This window comes from Halococcus salifodinae DSM 8989 (genome assembly GCF_000336935.1).
Taxonomy (GTDB): Archaea; Halobacteriota; Halobacteria; order Halobacteriales; family Halococcaceae; genus Halococcus; species Halococcus salifodinae.
Genome location: NZ_AOME01000079.1, coordinates 70088 through 91323 on the forward strand (window position 1 = coordinate 70088; position 21236 = coordinate 91323).

The 21236-nt window shown below is 66.2% G+C and carries 20 protein-coding genes, 3 tRNA genes and 1 pseudogene; 7 read left to right on the forward strand and 17 right to left on the reverse strand.

Translation table 11 applies throughout. The annotated features are described in order from the left end of the window. Positions 1–3: 3 nt before the first annotated feature. Positions 4–819, reverse strand: a complete 816-nt coding sequence (gene ubaA / locus C450_RS17680; protein ID WP_005045748.1) for an SAMP-activating enzyme E1 — start codon at positions 817–819, stop codon at positions 4–6. 148 nt (positions 820–967) lie between these two features. Between ubaA and C450_RS17685 the strand changes: the two genes are divergently transcribed. Then, positions 968–1816 carry a DUF7282 domain-containing protein gene (locus C450_RS17685; protein ID WP_005045751.1) on the forward strand — a complete coding sequence of 283 codons (849 nt, stop codon included), beginning with the start codon at positions 968–970 and terminating at the stop codon, positions 1814–1816. Positions 1817–1957: 141 nt separating this feature from the next. Here C450_RS17685 and fer read toward each other — a convergent pair whose 3' ends face one another. From fer to C450_RS17730, 9 genes and pseudogenes are all read right to left on the reverse strand, one after another. After that, a complete protein-coding gene (gene fer, locus C450_RS17690; protein WP_005045754.1) occupies positions 1958–2602 on the reverse strand; it encodes a ferredoxin Fer in 645 nt (214 codons plus the stop codon). 100 nt (positions 2603–2702) lie between these two features. Next, positions 2703–3530: a nucleoside phosphorylase gene (locus C450_RS17695; protein WP_005045756.1), complete on the reverse strand. Its 828-nt coding sequence runs from the start codon at positions 3528–3530 to the stop codon at positions 2703–2705. Beyond that, positions 3527–3937, reverse strand: a pseudogene (gene cdd / locus C450_RS23545) (cytidine deaminase); the annotation flags it as partial. The pseudogene cdd and the gene C450_RS17695, both read right to left, overlap by 4 nt. A gap of 554 nt (positions 3938–4491) precedes the next feature. After that, positions 4492–5580, reverse strand: a complete 1089-nt coding sequence (locus tag C450_RS17705; protein WP_005045761.1) for an ABC transporter permease — start codon at positions 5578–5580, stop codon at positions 4492–4494. Then, positions 5577–6866, reverse strand: coding sequence for an ABC transporter permease (locus C450_RS17710; RefSeq protein ID WP_005045763.1), 1290 nt, complete (start codon positions 6864–6866; stop codon positions 5577–5579). Before C450_RS17710 ends, C450_RS17705 begins: the two co-directional genes overlap by 4 nt. After that, positions 6863–8479, reverse strand: a complete 1617-nt coding sequence (locus tag C450_RS17715; protein ID WP_049910385.1) for an ABC transporter ATP-binding protein — start codon at positions 8477–8479, stop codon at positions 6863–6865. Before C450_RS17715 ends, C450_RS17710 begins: the two co-directional genes overlap by 4 nt. Before the next feature lie 44 nt (positions 8480–8523). After that, positions 8524–9699: a BMP family lipoprotein gene (locus C450_RS17720; protein WP_005045768.1), complete on the reverse strand. Its 1176-nt coding sequence runs from the start codon at positions 9697–9699 to the stop codon at positions 8524–8526. A gap of 293 nt (positions 9700–9992) precedes the next feature. Further along, on the reverse strand, positions 9993–11396 hold the full coding sequence (locus tag C450_RS17725) for a phosphomannomutase (RefSeq protein ID WP_005045770.1): 1404 nt from the start codon (positions 11394–11396) through the stop codon (positions 9993–9995). A 57-nt stretch (positions 11397–11453) separates the two neighbouring features. After that, complete coding sequence (locus C450_RS17730; RefSeq protein WP_049910396.1) at positions 11454–11909, reverse strand: DUF5793 family protein; 456 nt, start codon at positions 11907–11909, stop codon at positions 11454–11456. Positions 11910–12041: 132 nt separating this feature from the next. Between C450_RS17730 and C450_RS17735 the strand changes: the two genes are divergently transcribed. Beyond that, entirely contained in the window at positions 12042–12695 is a 654-nt protein-coding gene (locus C450_RS17735; protein WP_005045774.1) for a class I SAM-dependent methyltransferase, read from the forward strand. 41 nt (positions 12696–12736) lie between these two features. Beyond that, a tRNA-Gly gene (locus C450_RS17740) sits at positions 12737–12837 on the forward strand. Between the two features lie 68 nt (positions 12838–12905). On the opposite strand, the gene C450_RS17745 is transcribed toward C450_RS17740, so the two are convergent. The 5 genes from C450_RS17745 to C450_RS17765 form a co-directional block, all read right to left on the reverse strand. Continuing rightward, positions 12906–13691, reverse strand: coding sequence for an ABC transporter permease (locus tag C450_RS17745; RefSeq protein WP_005045776.1), 786 nt, complete (start codon positions 13689–13691; stop codon positions 12906–12908). After that, a complete protein-coding gene (locus tag C450_RS17750; RefSeq protein WP_005045778.1) occupies positions 13688–14668 on the reverse strand; it encodes an ABC transporter ATP-binding protein in 981 nt (326 codons plus the stop codon). The genes C450_RS17745 and C450_RS17750 overlap by 4 nt, the downstream gene beginning before the upstream one ends. Before the next feature lie 79 nt (positions 14669–14747). Next, positions 14748–16037, reverse strand: a complete 1290-nt coding sequence (locus tag C450_RS17755; protein ID WP_005045780.1) for an MFS transporter — start codon at positions 16035–16037, stop codon at positions 14748–14750. A 737-nt stretch (positions 16038–16774) separates the two neighbouring features. Further along, positions 16775–16847 (reverse strand) — tRNA-Arg (locus C450_RS17760). Positions 16848–16887: 40 nt separating this feature from the next. Then, positions 16888–17211 (reverse strand): Sec-independent protein translocase subunit TatA/TatB, encoded by a 324-nt coding sequence (locus tag C450_RS17765; RefSeq protein ID WP_005045783.1) that lies wholly within the window; start codon positions 17209–17211, stop codon positions 16888–16890. A gap of 74 nt (positions 17212–17285) precedes the next feature. Here C450_RS17765 and C450_RS22180 point away from each other — a divergent pair, with 74 nt between their 5' ends. From C450_RS22180 to C450_RS17775, 3 genes are all read left to right on the forward strand, one after another. After that, the gene (locus C450_RS22180; RefSeq protein WP_161606977.1) at positions 17286–17459 is read left to right on the forward strand and encodes a hypothetical protein; all 174 of its coding nucleotides are present in this window, start codon (positions 17286–17288) and stop codon (positions 17457–17459) included. Continuing rightward, positions 17452–18273, forward strand: coding sequence for an HD domain-containing protein (locus tag C450_RS17770; protein WP_005045786.1), 822 nt, complete (start codon positions 17452–17454; stop codon positions 18271–18273). The genes C450_RS22180 and C450_RS17770 overlap by 8 nt, the downstream gene beginning before the upstream one ends. Positions 18274–18347: 74 nt before the next feature. Beyond that, a tRNA-Gly gene (locus tag C450_RS17775) sits at positions 18348–18420 on the forward strand. A gap of 22 nt (positions 18421–18442) precedes the next feature. On the opposite strand, the gene C450_RS17780 is transcribed toward C450_RS17775, so the two are convergent. Further along, positions 18443–20224, reverse strand: a complete 1782-nt coding sequence (locus C450_RS17780) for an ABC1 kinase family protein (RefSeq protein WP_005045788.1) — start codon at positions 20222–20224, stop codon at positions 18443–18445. 13 nt (positions 20225–20237) lie between these two features. Then, positions 20238–20615 (reverse strand): Hsp20/alpha crystallin family protein, encoded by a 378-nt coding sequence (locus C450_RS17785; RefSeq protein WP_049910387.1) that lies wholly within the window; start codon positions 20613–20615, stop codon positions 20238–20240. Between the two features lie 177 nt (positions 20616–20792). Between C450_RS17785 and C450_RS17790 the strand changes: the two genes are divergently transcribed. After that, a complete protein-coding gene (locus tag C450_RS17790) occupies positions 20793–21149 on the forward strand; it encodes a hypothetical protein (RefSeq protein ID WP_005045794.1) in 357 nt (118 codons plus the stop codon). The last annotated feature ends 87 nt before the right edge of the window (positions 21150–21236 follow it).

Genomic DNA, 21236 nt, shown 5'->3' on the forward strand with positions numbered 1-21236 from the left:
GACTTAGCTTGATCCAACCGCACACGAGTCGGTGTACTCGATTTCACCGACTGACTCGATCCCTCCCTCGCCACACACCGGGCAGTCGGGGTTCGGTGCGATCGGCACCTCCTCGAAATTCATGTCCATCGCGTCGTACACCAGCAGCCGACCGTCGAGGGTCTCGCCCACACCGATCAGATACTTTGCGGCCTCGGTCGCCTGAATCGAACCCACCACCCCAGGAAGCGCACCGAGAACGCCCACGGTCGCACAGTCCGGCACCGTCCCCTCGGGCGGCGCTTCGGGGAACAGACACCGATAGCACGGCGATCCTTGGGTGAAGGTCGTGACCTGCCCCTCGAAGCGGTAGATCGCGCCGTGGCTGAAGGGAATGCCGGCGAGCGTGCAGGCGTCGTTCACGAGATATCTGGTGCGGAAGTTGTCCGACCCGTCGAGAACGAAATCGTAGTCGGCGACGAGATCGGCGATCGTGCCGGGGCCGACGCGCAGATCGTGAGTCTCGACATCGATATCGGGGTTCAGTCTCGTGACGAAGTCGGCGGCGCTGTCGACTTTTTTCCGGCCGACGTCGCTGTCGCCGTGGACGACCTGGCGCTGGAGGTTCGATCGTTCGACGATGTCGTCGTCGGCGATCCCGAGCGCGCCGACGCCCGCAGCGGCGAGATACTGGATCGCGGGCGAGCCGAGCCCGCCCGCCCCGACCACGAGCACGCGCGCGTCGAGCAGTTTGGCTTGGCCCGCCGGACCGATCTCGTCCATGATGACGTGTCTGGAGTACCGATCGAGCTGGGTCGGATCGAGACCAGGGCCGCTCATGTGGATCGATTGGTAGCGAACCGAATAAGCCCGCGGGTGTACCGGACTGTGGCATCGGCGCAGTCACCGGCCGGGAACCCGCCTCCGGCCGTCGGCCCGCCGGCCCGATCTCCACATTTATGTGCCCCGACTCTGTACGGTGGTCCGTATGCGAACGAGCACACTCACTGTTGCCCTCCTATCGGCGCTGCTGGTGGCAAGCGCCGGTATGGCGGGTGCGCTCACCACGAACGGTCTCCAGCCACAGGAATCACCGACCAACACCACGACGAGCGGTGGCGACGCGGCGGTCGAGGGTAGTCCGAGCGTCACGTTCGATGATCAGGAAAGTAGCGGCGAGTCGCTCCTCGTCGCGTCGGCGAGCCTCCCCCGACAGGGCTTCGTCGCCATCTACGATAGCAGCCAATCCGGCAACCAGACCGATCAGGTCGTCGGTGCGTCGTACCTGCTCGAACCTGGCACGTCCGACAACATCCGGATCGCACTCGACGAGTCCCTCGACAGCTCGGCGTCGCTGACAGCGGTCGTGCACGCCGACACCAACGAGAACGGCGAGTTCGACTACGTTTCCTCGGATGGCCAAGAGGACGCGGCGCTCACGCCCGAGGGCGACCGACGGATCGTCGACATCGCTCAGGTCACCGTCGAGAACGCTGGCGGCACGAACGACAGCGCTGCCGACGGGTCGAACACGACCGCAGCGACCACCGACGACGACGCGGCCGACAACGCCACCACCGGCACGACCGCCGATGGGATGACGACGGCCGACGAGACGAGTGCCGAGGAAACGACGGCTGAAGAGACGAGCGCCGAAGAAACGGCCGCTGACGACGCCACCGAGGCAACCAACGGAACAAACGGAACGGCCGCGAACGAATCGAACGGCTCCGGCGATTCGGGCGGTAGCGGTGCGTTCGGCCCCGGATTCGGTCCCGTGGTTGCCGTCGTTGCACTGCTCGCAGCCGCGTTGCTCGCAAGCCGACGGCGCGAGTAACGTCCACGAACCGTACCGAACTTTTCTTTACACCGGTCCAGCGTTCGAGTCCACCGGACCAGCCAACCGCTCCGCAAACGACTTCGTGAACGATTAAAAGACGTTCTAACGTTGCCGGTGTCTCGCCGATCGAACGCGGTTTCAATCGCCCGGATACGCCTGCTCGAACGGTCGTGGCGGCAGCCGGAGCTCTTCGAGTTCGGGGAGGTGTTTGACGTTGTAGAGCACCTGCATCTCGTCGGTGACCGGGATACCGTTACACGACAGCCGGATGTCCTGCTCGATCATCTCCGGCGGGAGGATGTTGTTGACGGGCATCGAGAGCTCGCCCTGCTTGACGATGACCGCACAGTTCGCACACGCGCCGCCGCGGCAGGCGAAGGGCCACATGAACCCGCGATTTTCGGCGGCTTCGAGCAACGACTCGTGGGGTTCGACGAGGAACTCGCCGTAGTCCTCGTGGTCGAGGTCGCCCTCTGCGGCCTTCCCAAAGAGATCGTCGTCGTCGAGATCCCAGCCGTGGTCGTCGAGCACCGCGTAGTTGAGGTACTCGACCCGCGAGCCAGCCTGCTCGTAACTCTCCTCGTCTTCGAGTTCTGGCTCGGTATCGACTTCGGGCTCGTAGCCCGCCTGGAGCTGCTTGTACGCCGTCCGAACACGTTGAAACTCCTCGGGAGAACCCCCGTGGTCCGGGTGGGCCTCGATCACCCGCTCGCGGTAGGCCTGCTCGATCGCCTCCTCGCTCGCGTCGGGCTCGACTCGGAGGACATCGAACGGGGACGCCACATCGGAGGAAGGGTCTCGGGATCGAAAAGGGTTCTCAATCGGGAAACCGCTGTCGTCGGTGATCGGTTCGCATCACGTTACGGCGGTGTCGATTTCGCCGCTACTCGGCCTCGATACCAAGCCCGGGATACCACCGATCGGCCCCGGCCTCGCGCGCCCGCTCGTCCATCTTGGCGAGCAGCGCGCATGCGAGACTCGCAGTCTCGGCGGCGCGGGTCTCGCCCTCGGTTCGGAACTCGCCGGTGACGCGGTTCGCGTACACCGTACAGACCGCGCCCGCCCGGAGGCCGTAGAGGTTCGCGAGAGTGCAGATCGTGCTCGCCTCCATCTCGATGTTCAGGACGTTGGCTTCTTGGAGATTCTCGACGAGTTCGTCGCTGCCGGCGGCCTCGAACCCCTCGAACCCGGGGCGACCCTGGCCGGCGTAGAAGCTGTCGGTGCTCGCGGTCACGCCGACGTGGTAGTCGTAATCGAGGCGTTCAGCGGCCGCGACCAGCGCCGCCACCACGCGGTCGTCCGCCGCTGCGGGGTAGTCCTCGCGGACGTACTCCTCGCTGGTACCTTCCTGGCGCACAGCGCCGGAGGTGATGACGAGATCACCCACTTCCATTTCGGGCTGGATCGCGCCGCAGGAGCCCACCCGGAGGAAGGTGTCCACGCCGACGCGTGCGAGCTCCTCGACCGCGATCGCCGCCGAGGGGCTGCCGATCCCCGTTGAGGTGGTGCTGATCGGCGTTCCCCGGTGCTCGCCGGTCGCGGTGCGGTACTCGCGGTGTTCGGCCACGATTGCCGCATCGTCCCACACGCCGGTGATCTTCGGGATGCGCTCGGGGTCGCCAGGCAGGAGCACGGTGTCGGCGACGTCGTCCTCGCCGACGCCGAGGTGGTACTGCACCTCGTCGTTCGGGTCCTCGCTGTCGCCGGTCATCGTCCCAGAGTCTCGGCGGTGATCGCGTCGGGCAGGAGGTCGCCGAGGCGGTACTCGGCGAGCTCGTCCGCTTCGTCACAGAGCACGCGAAAGTCGTCGTCACAGAACTCGGTGAAGGTCTGGCGGCACATCCCGCAGGGGAGCACGCCGTCGCGCTCGCTCGACGTCACCGCGACCTGCGCGAACTCGTCGTGGCCGTTTTTCACGGCCTCGGCGATCGCCACCTCCTCGGCGTGGAGGCTGTTCGAGTAGTTCGCGTTTTCGATGTTGCAGCCCGTGAACACCGTTCCGTCGGCGGTTTCGAGTGCCGCGCCGACCTGATATTCGGAGTACGGGACGTGGGCGTTCGCCGTGGCCTCGCGGGCGGCCGCGACGAGGTCTTCGTCGTCCATGCTCCGCGATTCGCTCTCGTTCGTGAAATAACCACCGAGCGCGAGGCTGTGACGGTGGCAGCGGTGGCGGTGTGGCAGCGGCGGCGGTGCCTGGAGGATGAAGGGCGAGGCGCTCGCGGCTTCGCCGCTCGCTCGTTCCGAGGTGCTCGCTTCGCTTGCATCTCGCGGCCGAGGGCTTCGGCGGTGCGGTTGCGGATGTGGACCGTCCGCACGAGCGTGGGCGGCGCTACGCGCCGCGATTCGAGGTGGCTCCGTCGCCTCGCGCCGCCCGTGAGCAGACGCAGCGAGGGCCGCCAAACGAACGAGGAGCAACGTGACCCGTGAGCGTAGCGAGTGCGGTTCACCGCGAACGAGGCCGAAGTTCTCGTGAGGCGGAGGCGAACGAGAGCACGGAAGAGCTCCGCTCTTCCGGAGGCCGAGTGAGCGGGAGTTTTCAGTCCTCCGGAAGACTCGTTTCGCTCGTCTTCCGAGCTCTGCCTTACTTCGTTCGGCAGAACAGGTTTTTGGAAGGGGTTCGAGGGAGCGAGCGAAGCGAGTGACCGAGGACCCCTTGTAAAAAGTGGGGGTCTCTAGTCCTCGCCCGACTCGTAGTGATCGCCGGCCGCCGACGGAATTCGAGTTCGGCCGACCAGCGCCAGCACGATGATCACCGTGATGTACGGGATGGTCTGGACGAGCGAGCTCGGCACTGCGTACGCCGGGATCTGCTGGAGACGGAGCTGAAGCGCGTCGAGACCAGCAAAGAGCACGCCGGCCCCGAACGCTCCCACCGGGTTGTAGTTGCCGAAGAGGTAGGCCACGATCGCGATGAACCCGCGGCCGTTGACCATCGTCTGGCCGTTACCGATGAACAGCCCGACCTGGCCGAGCGAGAGCCCGACGCCGCCGATCCCCGAGAGCACGCCCGAGAGCGTGACGGCCACGTACCGGGTCCGGGTGACGTTCACGCCGGCGGTGTCGAGCGCCTTCGGGTTCTCGCCGCTCGCACGGACGTGCCGGCCGAACGACGTGCGATTCAGGACGTACCACGAGCCGGCCACCGCGAACAGCATGATGTACACCACCGGGCTCGCATCGAACAGTACGGATCCCACGAACGGGAGCTCCGAGAGCACCGGGATCGTCCATGTCCCGAGCGTGCCGACGCTGTCGGTGTTGACGCTGCCGTAGGCGACCTGCGAGATGAACGGGGCCAGCCCGAGCGCGATCAGCCACACCGCGAGCCCGGCGATGATCTGGTCGGCCTGATACTCCAGACAGACCACCGCGAACAGCAGCGACAGCAGCGTGCTCGCGAGCACGCCGGCGAAGAAGCCGACCCAGATCCCGGGCAGGAACGCCAGCGAACCGATCGCATCGGCGACGTAGACGCCCGTGAACGCCGAGATGATCAGCAATCCTTCGAGCCCGATGTTGATCACGCCGGATTTCTCTGCGAAGATCCCGCCGAGCGCAGCACACACGATCGGCACCGCGAGCCGGAGTGCGGCCCCCAGCGTGCTCTCGCTCAGTGCGACTCGAAGGAGATCGCCGGCGGCCGTGTTCGGGAAGATTGCACCGTAGACCACCGCGATCGCGAGGAGCACACCAGCACCGTAGGCGAGCAGCCGCCGGGGTCCGTACTCCGCGACGGTGTTTCGAAGCTCGGTGGTACTCATTGTTCGCCCTCCGTCCGCTCGAACTCCGTGCTACCGCCGGACTCGATTTGCTCGTCCGGCGAGGACCGTCGGTCTTCGACGGGCTTACCGCCGTCAGTCGCGACGGGATCGCGGCCGGTGGTGACGAATCGTTTCCCGAGCAGCCGGAAGAACTCCGGCATCGCCACGAACAGGATGATCAGTCCGCGGAGCACGCCCACGAGCTGTTTCGGTGGCGACTCGGCCGAGAGCTGGAGCGCGAGCGACCCGCTTTTGAGCACGCCGAACAGCAGCGCCGCGGGCACCACGCCGAGAGGGTTGTTGCCCGCGAGGATCGACACCGTGATGCCGTCGAACCCGAGCGAAGGAACCGAGGCCGTGAAGCGTCCCGTGACCATCAGCACCCAGACCGCGCCCCCGATGCCCGCGAACGCACCCGAGAGCGCCATGCTTGTCACGATCGTGCGATCGGCGTCGACGCCACCGTACTCGGCGGCCTCGGGCTGGAGCCCGCTCGTCCGGAGATCGTACCCGAACGCGGTTCGCTCGATCAGGTAGTACAGCCCTGCGACCAGCGCGAGCCCGAAGACGAACACGAACACCGAGAAGTTGCTGCCCGAGCCGAACAGTGTGGATTCGAGCACCGCCGCTCCCGGAACGGTTCGCGTTTCGACCGACTGGCTCCCCGGCGCGGGGAAATACGACGAGACGAGGAAGAAGGCGACCTGGGCCGCGACGAAGTTGAGCATGATCGTCGTGATGACCTCGTTCGCGTCGGCATACGCCTTGAGCGCTCCTGGAATCGCGCCGTAGAGGCCGCCGACGATCGCGCCCGCGATCACGCCGAGCGGCACCAGCACGATCGTGCCGAGTCCGGCGGGCACCAGCGGGGCGGCGAACAGCACCGCGAGCGCGGTCGCGAGCGCGCCAGCCACGAGTTGGCCCTGCGAGCCGATATTAAAGAGGCCGGCGCGGAACGCGACCGCGACCGACAGTCCAGTAAAGACGAGCAGCGTGGTCTCCTTCAGCGTGAGTGCGATCTGGAAGTTGAAGGGATCGGCGAGGACGTTCCCGATCGCGCCCTGGAACAGCTGGACGTACACGCCGACCGGATCGTAACACGACGTCGGCCCGAAGAAAGCGAACGCCGGCTCCTCGCATGTCGCCGCCATTCCCGACACCACCACGATGACGCCGCCGACGACGATCGACGCCGCGAGCGCCGCGAGGCTCAACAGCAGCCGCTCGACCCACGACGCCGCCACCAGCCGTGCGAGTCCGTCTTCGATGTCATCCCGGCGGCTCATCGCTCACCTCCGGTCGAGCGCTGCTCCGCACCGGTCTCGTCGTCACGTGACACGTCGTCCTGCTGACTGCCATCGGCCGTCACGTCGGCGGACTCGCGCTCTGCGAGCTGTTCGCCCGCCATCAGGAGGCCGAGATCCTCCTCGGTGACCGCATCGGGATCGACGACGTCGACGAACCGGCCGTCGTGCATCACCGCGAGCCGGTCGGACAGTCCCCGGACCTCCGTGAGGTTCGCCGATACCAGAAGGACGGCGACGCCCGCATCACGGAGTTCGAGCAAGCGGTCGTGGATGAACTCGGTCGAGCCGACGTCCACTCCTCGGGTGGGGTGGGTCGCCACCACGACGTCGGGATCGCGTTCGAACTCACGGCCGACCAGGAACTTCTGCTGGTTGCCACCCGAGAGCGAGTGGGCTGCCGCCGCCGGTTCCGGCGGCCGGACGTCGTACTCCTCGATGATGTCCGTGGCGTGGCCGCGAGCGCCGTTCCAGTCGATCCGGCCGCCGCCGATCGGCGGGGTGTGCTGACTTCCCAGCACGCCGTTCTCGGTGAGATCGAACTCCATCACGAGACCGCGTTCCTGGCGGTCTTCGGGGACGTAGGCCATCCCGCGGTCGATGTGGCCGCTTCGCGAGACCCGGGTGATATCCTCGTCGTCGAGATCGACGGTGCCGGCGTCGGGTACCCGGAGCCCGGTGATCGCCTCGATGAGTTCGGACTGGCCGTTGCCGTCGACGCCCGCGATGCCGAAGATCTCGCCCTCGCGCACCGTGAACCCCGTATCTGTGACGTGCCTCGCGCCGTGCTCGCCATGAACTGAGAGGCCGTCGACCGAGAGGACGCTATCGCCGGGATCGGCGGGGCCGGCGTCGACATCGAGCACGACTTCACGGCCGACCATCATCTCCGCGAGCTCCTCGCGGGTGGTGGCGTCCGCATCTACGGTGCCGACGTTCACGCCGTCTCTGAGCACCGTGATCTCGTCGGCAGCCTCCATCGCCTCGCCGAGCTTGTGGGTGATGAAGATCAGTGTCTTCCCCTCCGCCGTCAGCTCCTCGAACACGGCGAACAGCTCCTCGACCTCCTGTGGCGTCAGCACGCCCGTGGGCTCGTCGAGGATCAACACGTCGGCACCCCGATACAGCGCCTTCAGAATCTCGACGCGCTGCTGTTCGCCGACGCTGATGTCTTCGACCGTCGCGTCGGGGTCGGCCGCGAACCCGTAGCGTTCGGCGAGCTCCCGAACCGCGTCGCTCGCCTGGTTCCGGTCGGTCGCGAGCCCGCCCCACTTTTTCGGCTCGTGGCCGAGCACGACGTTCTCGGCCACCGACATCGGCGGGACGAGCATGAAGTGCTGGTGGATCATCCCGATTCCGGCATCGATGGCGTCCCGTGGCGAGTCGAACGTTCTGGACTGTCCGTCGAGCTCGATGGTGCCCGCATCGGGTTCGTAGAGCCCGTAGAGCACGTTCATCAACGTCGACTTGCCCGCGCCGTTCTCGCCGAGCAGCGCGTGTACGGTGCCGGGTTCGACCGCGAGCGAGACGTCATCGTTGGCGATCACTCCCGGGAAGCGCTTGGTGATCTCTTGGAGTTCGACTGCGTTCGTCATCGGATCTCCCACGTCGTCCGTGGCATGAATCGTTCGTCGGCCACTCACTCGCCCTGGCCGGGCTTTTGTGGCACCGAGATGTCGCCCGCGATGATCTTCTCCTGGGACTCCTCGAGGGACTGTTTGACCTCCTCGGGGATCTCCGAGCCGAGTTCCTGGCCGTAGACCGCCTCGACGCCGTTCCCTTCGAGACCGAGGGTCGTCACGCTCCCGCCGTTGAAGCTGTCGTTGGCGACGTTCTCGATCGACCTGAACACGGCGTTGTTGACCTTCTTGACCATGCTCGCGAGGATCACGTCGGAGAAATTCGGCGAACTCTTCGACTGATCGGAGTCGACACCGATGGCGTACCGGCCCTGTCCCTGGGCGGCCTGGAACACGCCGATACCACTCCCACCGGCGGCGTGGTAGACGATGTCCGCGCCGTTGTCGTACATCGAGACCGCGGCCTCCTTGCCTGCACCGGGATCGGAGAACGAACCGGTGTACGCGACCCGCACGTTCGCCTCCTCGTTCGCGTGTTTCGCACCTGCCTCGAACCCGGCCTGGAACTTCTTGATCAGCGGGACTTCCTCGCCACCGACGAACCCGAGCGTCGCGTTTTCGGGGTTGGTTTCGCCCGCACCCGCGCTCATCTCACGTGTCGTGAGCAGACCCGCGAGGTGGCCGATCTGGAACGATCCGACGTGTTCTTTGAACGTGTAGCTCGCGACGTTCGGCTCCTCGACCACACCGTCGACGAGCATGAAGTTCTGGTCGGAAAAGTTGGGAGCGACGTCCTGAAGCCCGCTCACCTGTGCGAACCCGATACAACAGATCAGGTCGTAGGCTGGGCTGGTCTGCTGGGCGAACCGGCGCTGAAACGTCGGAAAATCCGAGTTCTGCTCCGGCTGAGCGTTGTTGAAACTGACGCCGATCTCGTTGGCGGCCCGCTTGACGCCGCGGTTGGCCGAGTCGTTGAACGACTTGTCGCCGAGGCCACCCTTCGCGTACACCATCCCGACGTTCATGTCGGAGCCACTACCCGACCCGCCGCTCGCGTTCCCGGTCGCGTTCGAGCCGTTGCCACCGGACCCGTTCGATCCTCCTGAATCGTTCGACCCACCGGAGTCGTTGCCCGAACCGCTTCCACCACCGCCGCTCGTACAGCCCGCAAGACCGGCGATACCGGCTGCTCCAGTGATCTGCAGGAATCGTCGTCTGTCCGGACTCGTGCGCATGCCATGAACCACTGTCGTAGTGGAATAAGTGTATCGTTCATTCGGGACCACCGACGGTGCCGGCGATGTTCGCATAGCGACATCGACGGACACGTGTGGGTGTCGCCCAGCATCGTTCACTCGCCGACCGACGCCTCCGAGAAGTCGACGGGAGACGCCCGTCCGGCGCAAGCAGATCGGTTCGGATGCGGAGGGCAGCAGTGAGAACGCGACGGCGATCGTCGGAATACCGGATGCCGTCGGGGCGATCCCATCGTAGAAAACCTTGAAAACGATTTTCGCGGATTCGACGCTCAGTCTTCGACGGCCGTCTCGACCGTCGCCACCGCCCGTTCGCGGAGCTCTTCGACCTGCTCGCTCTCGGCGTACACCCGGACTTTGGGTTCGGTACCGCTCGGTCTGACGAGCACCCACCCCTCGTCGAGATCGAGCCGGACGCCGTGTTCGGTCTCGACAGCGGCGTCCGGGAACGCCTCGGGAAGCGTCGTCGCGAGGCGCTCCATCACCGCGTCCTTTCGATCGTCGGGACAGTCGACGCTCACCTTCCGGTAGGGGCGCTCGGCGATCGGCTCGCGGAGCGCGGCGAGGCTCCGACCGGCGACCAGCCGCGAGAACACCGCAGCGCTCGCCACACCATCGATCCACGGCCCGAGGGCGGTGTGGATGTGTTTCCACGGTTCGGCCGCAAAGACCACCGACGTGTCGGCGTCGCCCGCCTCGCGCACCGCCGCGATCCCGACGTGGAGCGCTCCCAATCGGACGCGCTCGACTCGGCCGCCGGCCGCCGCGACCCGCTCGTCGATCCGTGAGGAGGCGTTCGGCGTGGTCACCACCACCGGGTCGTCGGCGTCGCTCGCGCGGGTGTAGTGCTCGGCGAGGATCGCCACGATGGTGTCCTCGTGGACGATCTCGCCCGTTTCGTCGAGAAACACGACCCGATCGGCGTCACCGTCGTGGGCGATCCCGAGCGTCGGTCCATCGGTCTCGTTGGCCGCGGCTCCGTCGCCGTCGTCGCTGTCGTCGAGAAACACCTGAAGATCGCCGAGCGTCTCGGGCGTGGGCTTGCTCCCGCGGGCGGGGAAGTGGCCGTCGACGTTCGCGTTCAGCGCCACCACGTCGGCCCCGAGCGCGCGGAGCACCTGCGGGGTCGCGCGGCTCGCCATCCCGTTGCCGCAGTCGACGACGATTTCCATCCCGTCGAGCGCCGCCCCGTGGCCTGCGGCGTAGTCCGCGATGCGGTCACGATAGCCCGTGAGCGGGCCGATCCGTTCGGTGTCGCCCCACTCGTGCCACGCCGTTGGCGACCCGTCCTCCTCGACGCGTTCCTCGATCCGGGCTTCGGCGTCGTCGCCGTACTCCTCGCCGTTTTCGAACAGCTTCAGCCCGTTGTCGGTCGGTGGGTTGTGACTCGCTGTGACCATCACGCCGCGACGGCCGCGCGAGGCAAAGGCGAGCGCTGGCGTCGGGAGTACCCCTGCCCGTCGGACCGTCGCCCCCGCGCTTTCGAGGCCGGCTTCGAGCGCCGCCGCGAGCGCCGGGCCGGTCTCGCGGCCGTCACGGGCGATCACGAACTCGACCGGCTGACCGTCTTGGTCGACAGCGTCGGTTCCGGCGGCCCGGCCGACCGCGAGCGCGAGCTCGGGCGTGAGGCGCTCGCGGACGTCACCGCGGATACCCGCGGTACCGAAGAGAGTCATGGTCGAGGATCGAACGGGCGGTATTTATGGCGGGTGGTTTCCGCCGACGGTCCTGGCTTAGAGCTCGACGCCGCCGGGGATCAGACTGTGCTGGCGCACGAGATTTCCTTCGCTATTGTACACGAGAAACGTCGTCTTGTCCTGGGTGAGCACGTCACGGCCCTCGAAGCGGACGACCATCTGGTAGCGCCCCTCGTCGTCGGTCGCCTCGCCGTAGGCGCGCGCCGCCCGGATGAACCCGAGCACACCATCCGAATCGGCGTTGAGTTCGAGCACGAAATCGCCGGTGATGCGGTTGGTGACGCTGAGGACACCGTCACCATCGTCGGCGTGGAGGCGGTAGTTGACGTCGGTCTCGTCGGCGGCAACGAGGTCGTCGGTTCCCGCGAGTCGCTCCTCGAGCACCTCGCTCGGGCCGTCGAAGTCGATGGTGAGGGTGGGTTTCGCCGGCTGGCCGTCCACCGCCACCCAGTCGGTGTTGCTGACGTGGAGGTCGAAGTACTCGCGCCTCATTCGGTATGGCTCGCCTACGACGCCCGGCGTCATGAACGTAACGCCGGTGTGGCCGATCGGTGGGCGACCGCCCAGCCGAGAATCGCCGAGCCGAACGGTTGAGGTGGGCGGGGACCGAACGCGACTCACTCGATGGACGACGATTCGCCCACGCGCCGCGGCGTCAGAGAAACCTACGACCGGATCGGGAGCCACTTCGCCCAGACGCGTGCACACCCGTGGCCGGCGGTCGAGCGGTTCGTCGAGCGCGCGACGCCCGCGACCGACGCGACCTGGGGACTCGATCTCGGCTGTGGGAACGCGCGCCACGCCGCCCTGCTGACCGACCGAACGGAGCGGGTCGTGGGGATCGACGCGAGCCGCACGGTGCTCGACACCGCACGCGAGCGGGTCCAGGAGGTGGACGGCAAAATCGAACTCTGTCAGGCCGACGCAACCCACCTCCCGCTCGCCAGCAACAGCGTGGCCCTCGCGGTGTACATCGCCACGATCCACCACCTCCCGACCCGCGACGCACGCATCGCGAGTCTCGACGAACTCTCGCACGTGCTCGCACCGGGTGGGCGCGCCCTCGTGAGCGCGTGGAGCACGACCCACGAGACGTTCGACCGGGAGGAGGGGTTCGATACGACCGTCGACTGGACGCTGCCCGGCGGCGAGACCGTTCCGCGATACTACCACATCTACGACCCGGACGAGTTCGAACGGGACCTACGCACAAGCGCGCTCGGAATCGAGCGAACCTTCGAAGAAGCGGGAAACTGCTACGCCGTGGTGGGCGACTAAAGGGAAAGGTCCTTAGTCGCCGCCGAGAGAAACTCGAATGCGCACCAGTGGTCTAATGGCAAGACCTGGGCCTTCCATACGCGGACGGTCCCCGTTCGGGTGAAGACAGCCCATGATCCGAGTTCGATTCTCGGCTGGTGCAATCGCTTTCTTGACGCTCGACGATTCGTTCGGTCGCCCTTCGAGTGTCCATTCGAGTTCGAGGACGACCTACTCGGTTAGTCCGTACCCACGCTGGAACAGCCAGACATCGATCGCGACGACCACTGCGGCCGCACCGCCGAGCACGGCGAGCGAAACGTTTGGCTCGATCGAGGCGATCCCGAGGAAGCCGTATCGCACCCCGTCGACCATGTAGACCATCGGGTTCACCAGCGAGACCGTTCGCCACACGGGTGGAAGCGCGTCGAGCGGATAGAACACCGCACCGAAGAACACGAGGGGACGGATGATGAACTGGTTCAGCACGGTGAGATAATCGAAGTCGCGTGCCCAGAGCCCGCCCATCACGCCGAAGCCAGCGAACAGCACCGCGATCACGAGCACGAACGCGACCGCGTAGACCGGGTTCGCGAGCCCGACGCCCGTCCCGATGGTCAGCGGGATCATGACAGCGCCGACGAGCGCGATGAGCACGCCGATGATCATGCCGCGGAGCGCGCTCGCGCTCACGTACGCGCCGACCATCTCGGTGTAGGAGAGCGGCGAGGTCTGAATCTCGTGGATGTACTCGTTCCAGCGGCCGTGGAAGATCGAAAACGAGGCGTTCTCGAAGGCGTTCGCGATCACGCCGAGCACGATCAGTCCCGGGAGGATGTAGAGGATGTAATCGACGCCCTCGATCGAGCCGACGCGCGCACCGAGGATCACCCCGAACACCGAAAAGTAGAGCACGTTGGTGATCAGCGGCGGCAGGAACGTGTTCCGGGGCCGGCGGACGAACCGGAGGATCTCGCGGTGGACGAGGGTTCGCAGACCGGTCGAGACGACGCTCATATCGAGGCCTCCGGCGATTCCGTTTCGTCGGCCCGATCGGTCCCGTCGGTTTCGTCCGCTTCGTCGCGTCTGGTCAGCTCGACGAACACCTCTTCGAGCGAGGTTCGAGAGATGTCGATGTCGACCACGGTGTGGCCCTGGCGATCGAGCTGGCGGATGAGATCGGGCGCGACCTCGCCACCCTGTGGAGCCGTGATCACGAGGGTGTCGCCGTCGAGATCGACGTTCACGACCCGTTCGTTGTCGATATTGGGAGCTTTCGCGGGTGGTTCGCGGAGCTGGAGTCTGATGGTGTCGTTGCCGCGGGCCATCAGCTCGTCGGGGCTCGCGACCGTGACCTTCTGCCCCGAGTCCATGATCGCGACCTCGTCACAGAGGCGTTCGGCCTCCTCGATGTAGTGGGTGGTGAGGAGGATCGTCGTGCCGTCGTCGTTGAGATCGGTGATGATCTCCCAGAGATCCCGACGGAGTTCGACATCGACCCCGGCGGTGGGCTCGTCGAGGATCAGGAGGTCGGGGTCCGACACCAGCGCGCGGGCGAGCATGAACCGGCGTTTCATCCCGCCGGAGAGCCAGTCGAAGCGCGTCTCGCGCTTGTCGTAGATTCCCACCGTTCGGAGTGCCTCGTCGGCGCGCCGACCCGCTTCCTCGGTCGAAATCCCGTGATAACCTGCCTTGTGGATCAGGACTTCTCGGATCGGGAAGAACCGGTCGACGTTGAACTCCTGGGGCGCGAGGCCGATCCGGTCACGGGCCTCGCGGTACTCGTCCTTGACGTCGTGGCCGAACACGCTGGCCTCGCCGCCGGATTTCCGGACGAGCCCGACGAGAACGTTGATGAACGTGGTCTTGCCCGCGCCGTTCGGGCCGAGGAGGCCGAAGAACTCGCCCCGCTCGACCGACAGCGAGAGCCCGTCGAGCGCCTGCACGTCGCCATAGCTTTTTTCGAGATCGGTCGTAGAAATCGCGAGCGACACTACCGGACAATGGGTCGGCGGGCGATTAAGCGTGTTGGCTTCGGCTGGGCAAGGTCCTCGCTGGTGCGATTCCGGCAGATCAGTCGCCCGGCGTGGGTGTCGCGCTCGGTGCGGGATCGAGGCTGTAGAGTGCGGCGAACACGCCGGTGGCAACCACGATGAACCCCGAGGCCGTCAGGAAAGCGACGAACACGCCCGTCGCGTCCCAGATCGCGCCCACAGTGAAGGGACCGGCGACCTGGCCGACCTTCCACCCGATCGAGCGCAGCGAGAGGCTCGCCGCGACCGCGTCGAAGTGCTCGCCCTCCTCGACGAACAGCGCCATGCTTGCGGGGAGCCGGAGACTGTCGGCGATCCCGATCACCGCGAACGCACTGAATAGCACGAAAAAGGCCGGCACGAGCGTGAACCCACCGAACGCATTCGTCGAGAGGGTGGGGAACACCGCGCCTGCGTACTCGGCCAGCGGGATGATCGCCGCGCCGAGCGCGTACACCAGTGCGCCCGCGATCACGAACTGGTGTTTGTGGCCCACTCGATCGGTGTAGCTGCCGACGCGGCCCTGAAGGAGGGATTTCGTGAGTTTGCCACCCGCGAGCACGATCCCGACGAGGAAGGGGTTCATCCCGAACTCGGTCCGGGCGTAGATCGGGAGGAAGATGATGACCGCCATCTTGCCGAAGCTGAGGCCGAGCCGGAGGACGACGAGCGCGCGGATCGCGGTCCGGTCCATGAGTCTGCGGAGGGTCTCGACGCCGGTGGCTGCCTCGGGGTCGGTCCGCCCGCCGGGGTTGTCCCGGAGGAAGAAGAAGACCGCGACCGTCGCGCCGATGGTGACGACACTTAGAACGGCGTAGGTCAGGGAGAACCCGTAGACGTAGAGCAGGAGGCCGCCGACGAGGTCGCCAGCGAGGCTCGAAAACGCCCCGACCTGGTTGTAGGTCCCGAGCCACTTCCCGCGCTCCTCGCTCGGGCTGAGTTCGCCCACGACCGCCGAGCCGGTGATCCAGAGGACGCTCGCGCCGAAGCCCTGGACCACGCGCATCAGGATGACACCGGAAACGTCGCCGACCTGCGAGAATCCGACGAAGACGAGAACGTTGAGCACCAGGCCGGCGAGCAGGAAGCGTTTCGCGTTGTGGGTGTCGATCAGTCGCCCGAGCGGGAGGACGATCAGGAGCTGGACCAGCGCGAATGCCGTGCCGAACAGCCCTTCCACAGTACCAGTGGTCCCGAACTGGTCGGCGTACAGCGCGAGCGCGATCAGGATGGTGGAGTACGCCTGTGAGCGCGCGAACGCGGTGCTCGCGAGCGCGACGAACTCCCGATTTCTGAAGAGGCTCAGCGAGCCGCCGTCGGTTTCCGCCACTATCGTGGAATCCGCGATGGAGACTGAAATATTCGATTATTCCGGGGATGTTCGGAGGGTTCTGGCACGTTATCGAGGACCACGAAGCGGTTCGTGTGGGCGGCCGCTGTGCAGCTGCGGTGGCGGAGCGGTCGTGGTGGCGGCGGTGCAGTTGTAGTGGTGGCGGTGCAGTCCTGGTGGATCGAGGGCGAGGCCCGAACGAAGTGAGGGGCCGAGGGCTCGGGCGGTGCTGTGCGGGGCGGTTGCGGAGAGCGCAGCGTCCGCACGAGCGGAGCGAGCGCGGTTCACGAGAGACGCTCCGCGTCTCTCTGGCTCTCGTTCGCTCCCTGCGGTCGCTCACGGCGAGCGCCCAGCGGGCGCGAGCGGGGGTTTTTCATGTCCTCGTGAGCAGCGTGGGATCGAAGGTCCCACGGGCCGTTCGCGCGGCTTCGCCGCGCGAAGACGAAGCGAACGAGGGCTCGGAGCGGCTACGCCGCTCCGGTGAACGTTTTTGCAAGGGGGGTTGCGCGAGCGAACGTAGTGAGCGAGCGCAATCCCTCCGCAGTAAAAAGGTTCGTGCGCGGGATTCGAACCCCGGTCGATCGCTTCCTCGCTCCCGTCGGTCGCGAGACTGCGCTCTCCCTGCTTCGAATCTCGCACGGTACGCTGTCGGTTGCTCACGTCCGTTCGCAACACGACAGCGGGCGTGGCGGGACTCCCACGAGCGTAGCGAGTGGGAGTACGTCACGGCCGCGAAGCGGGCGTGACGGGATTCGAACCCGCGATCGAGAGGTTAGGAACCTCTCGCCCTATCCGCTAGGCCACACGCCCCGGCGGGGCGAAGTGGCGGGTGGGAAAAACCGTTGTGTTGTTAGTTGCTCTCGACTTCGGTGTTCTTCTCGTTGACTTCCGGCGGGTTGTGATCGACCGCGTCGCCCCCCGAACTGGCCTCGTTCGCGGCGTTTGCCGTCTCCGAAGTGGCGTCGCTCTGGGCGACGTCCTGCATGTCTTCGAGTTCGTTCTCGACTTCCGATCGTCCTTGCTCGAACTCGCCGCGGGCTTCGCCGAGTGCGCCAGCGAGTTCGGGGATCTTGTTCGCCCCGAACAGGAAGACGATGATCACGAGAATGATCAACACCTCCGGCCCGCCGGGAATGCCTGGTATCTGGAGTATGGCTCCGAACATCGTGGTCATAGCTTACGAACTGTGTAATATAGGCTTTTTGCTCGGGTAGGAAGCGTTTTGCGCTCGTCACGTCTACCCGGCTCGTGGCCGATATCGGCGACACGGCCCCCGATTTCACCACACTGCTCGCGAACGGCGACCTCGCCGAGACGCTCGCCCTCGCCGATCGGTGCGGCGCTGTACCGTCTCGATCATTCACCGCAGCACACGACCCCATCAGTTTTCCTTCCAGCCATCGAACGCCGTCCGATGAGTGACACCGCCGGCACCGCGAACAGCGGTCGCGTCTACGCCCCCGAAAACGACCACGCGTTCCCCGACGAACGGGTCAACGAGGTGCTCGATCTCGTCGAAAGCGACCCCGAGATCCAGGCGTACCTCGACGCCCAGAACGTCAACCCGGTCGCGCGCAAGCGCTACAACGACCACGGAGCGAAACACATCTCGATCGTGCGCAACCGTGCGCTCTGTCTGTACGACCTGCTCAAGGCCGGCAGCGTCCAGTTCAACGGCGCAGCCGATCAGGGTCTCGACGAAGCCGACGAGCCCGTGATCATCGCACTCGCCGCCACGCTCCACGACATCGGCCACGTCGTCCACCGCGACGAGCACCCCTACTACTCGATCCCGCTCGCCGCCGACGTGCTCGATCGGGTCCTCCCCGAGTTCGGGTTCTACGACACCGAAGCCCGCGTCCGTGTCAAGGGCGAAGTCCTCCACGCGATCCTCTGCCATCACACTCCGGAGACGCCGCTGACCCTGGAGGCGGGCGTCGTCCGGGTCGCCGACGCGCTCGACATGGAACACGGCCGCTCGCGCAAACCCTACGAGCAGGGCGGGCGGGGGATCAACACCGTGTCGAGTCAGGCGATCCAGGAGGTCTCGCTCGAAACCGGCGACGGTGCGCCCGTCCTCGTCGAGATCGAGATGACCGACGCTGCCGGCGTCTACCAGGTCGACACGCTCCTGAAGGCCAAACTCACCGACTCCGGTCTCGAAGACCACATCCGGATCGTCGCCGTCACGACCCACAGCGCCGACGAACAGCTGGTCGAACGCGTCGAGCTCTGATCTCCCCGCATCTTCCCCGCCACAGCGCACGAGTTCGGGTGATTTATGTCGTCGAAGCACGTCCTCCCGGATGCGCGTCAGTGGTGTAGCCTGGTATCACCTCAGCTTCCCATGCTGATGACCCGCGTTCAAATCGCGGCTGACGCACTTCTCTCCATCCGACTACCGACTATCGGTCGTCGGGCTCTCGCTCGACGTCGATCGGTGTGCCGATCGGCCCTGCCTCTTCGTCCCCGGTATCGCGCTCGGCCATGGTGTCGGTCGCGCCGTCACCTTCGGTCACGGAGTCCGTGTCCTGTCCGCGACGCTGGCGCAGGCTCTGGCGAGTGAACTCCGGCGTGGCCTGGAGCCGCTGTCGGCTGCGGAACGACCGGTACAACAAGAGTGCAATTCCCACCGAGAACGTCGCGGCGACCGCAGTCGCAAACGGCGTCGCGAACGCGTAGAGTATCGCCACCGAAAGCACGCCCGCCGTCAGCAGGAGGCCGAAGACCAGGCGGTTCGCGAGCGATTCGAACAGGCCGTCGGTGTCGTCGAGATCGGCGTGTACAGTGAGATCGCCCCGGTTGAGTCCGTCGAGCGCACGTTCGAGTTTCGGCGGGGTTCGCACCGTGGCCTCGGCGAGGTCGGTGACCTCCGTGCCGCGCTGTTCGAGGAACTGCTTGATCCCTTCCTCACGATACCCCTCCTCGACGAGGTAGTCGGTCGCGACCGAGATGAAATCGAAGTTCTGATCGAGCGTGACACAGACCCCCTCGACGACGGTCGCGACACGAAGGACCAGGGCGAGGTTCGCGGGCAGCCGGAGCGGGAACTCGTAGATGGTGTCCTCGACCTGCCCGACGACCTCCTGAACGCGGTACTGGTCGACCTCCTCGCCCCGGATGTCCTGTATCGCGAGCTCCATCACGTTGCCCATCGTCTCGCGGTCGGCGGTCGGGCTGAGGGTGCCCATCTCGACCAGTGCGTCGAGGATCGCGTCGATGTCCTGGTTCGCGATCCCGATGTAGAACTCCACGATCTTGCTCTGGATGTAGTCGTCGACCCGACCGCTCATCCCGAAGTCGTAGAACACGAGCGTGCCGTCGGGTTCGACCGCGAGGTTGCCGGGATGGGGATCGGCGTGGAACACGCCGTCGTCGACGATCATCTGGAGGTAGACCCGTTCGAGGCGCTCCGACAGCTTGGTGCGGTCGATCCCCATCTCATCGAGCTCGTCGACCGCGGTGATCTTGGTCCCGGGAACGTACTCCATCGTGAGCACGCGGGGGGTGGAGTGACTCTCGACCACGTTCGGGATGCGGATCGTGTCGTCGCCCGCGAAGTTCTCCCGGATCTCCTGGAGCATCCGTGCCTCCCGAGTGTAGTCGATCTCCTCGTGGATCGTCTTGTCGAACTCCTCGGCCAGCGTTTCGAGCGAGAACGAGCGCGCCTCGCCGATGAACCGGATGAGGACGGGCAGACTCCACTTGATGACCTGGAGATCGGCCTCGATCAGCGATTCGATGTCCGGTCGACGGACCTTGACCGCGACCGGCTCGCCCTCTAGCTCCGCCCGGTAGACCTGACCGAGGCTCGCACCGGATATCGCGTCGGTGTCGAACGCCGAGAACGCCTCGTCGACCGATCCCAGCTCTTCCTCGACCACCGGTTCGGCCTCGGCCCATTCCGCAGGGGGGACCTCGTCCTGGAGCTTCGAGAACTCCGCGACGTACTCTGGTGGCAGGACGTCGGGCCGCGTCGAGAGGAGCTGGCCGAGCTTGATGAACGTCGGGCCGAGTGTCAACAGCGAATCGAGCAGCACACGCGCGCGTTCGCGTCGCATCGTGCTCGTGACCTCACGCCGCCCGCCGAACAGGAAGTATCGTCGGCGGTCCCGAAGGTACGCGACGATCAGCGGGAGGAACTGGCGGAAGACGACGAAGAACCGGCCGTACGCACGGAGGTTCACAGCGTGTGCCCCGTCACAGCTCGTCGGACTCGCTCCCGCCGACCGCTATCGGGATCGACGTCGCCTCGGTGGCGTCGCGCTTCGGGAGCCGGAGCGTGAGGGTGCCCCGATCGAGCGTCCCCTCCGCGCCCGTCCCGGCGACGTCCGGCGGCAGCGGGAGCTCCGCGTCGAGGAAGAGCGGCCGGTCCTCGTCGAGATACCGAAACGCCATCGGGAGGTCCTTCTCGCGCCGGGCCTCGATCCGAAGACGCGCCCCGTCGAGTCGGACATCGAGCGTCTCGCTGCCGACACCCGGAAGATCGATGACGAGGAGATACGCCGCCTCGGACTCCAGCAGGTCGGCGAACACTGGGTCCGGGAGGTCGCCCAACGCATCGCGCAGCGCGGACATGGGGAAACCGTGGAACGCCGGGGCGAAAAACCCCCCGATAGCGGTCACCGACACCCTACCAACGGCCCGATTTCACGTCTGAGACGCCGTGAAACAGTCCGAAACAGTGCTGAACGATCGGGAACGGTCGGTAACGGTCCACATGGTTCATATTGGGGAGGTGCTATCTTCGGATAGATGACGAAGACCCGTCCCGAGCCCAGGGTCGAAGGTGATGCCGCCGCCGGCCCACAGCCCACCGCCACCGAACCGCCGACCGTCCTCCTCCGCAACGAAGACGACACCGATCACGCGCTCGACGTGTGTATCGCTGCCGGCGATGGCGTCCTCGTCGACGATTCGCCCACCGTCGACGGCGACAGTCAGCGTACCGTCACCGCCACGGCCGGCAGTGTCGGCACCGTCCGGGTCGAACTCCGCGCCGACCACGGCGGCTCCGCCAGTCTCGCGTTCGATCCCGGCCAGCCCGGCTCGACGCGGGTCCCGGAGTTCGTCATCCGTCCCGAGACCATCGTCGTCGCCGGTCTCCACTGAAGCGCTCGTTCTCCCGGCTCTCCATTCGATCACTGCCACCAGTCGTTCTCACCGTCTTTCCTCGCCACCGTTCCGGCACACGTTTTT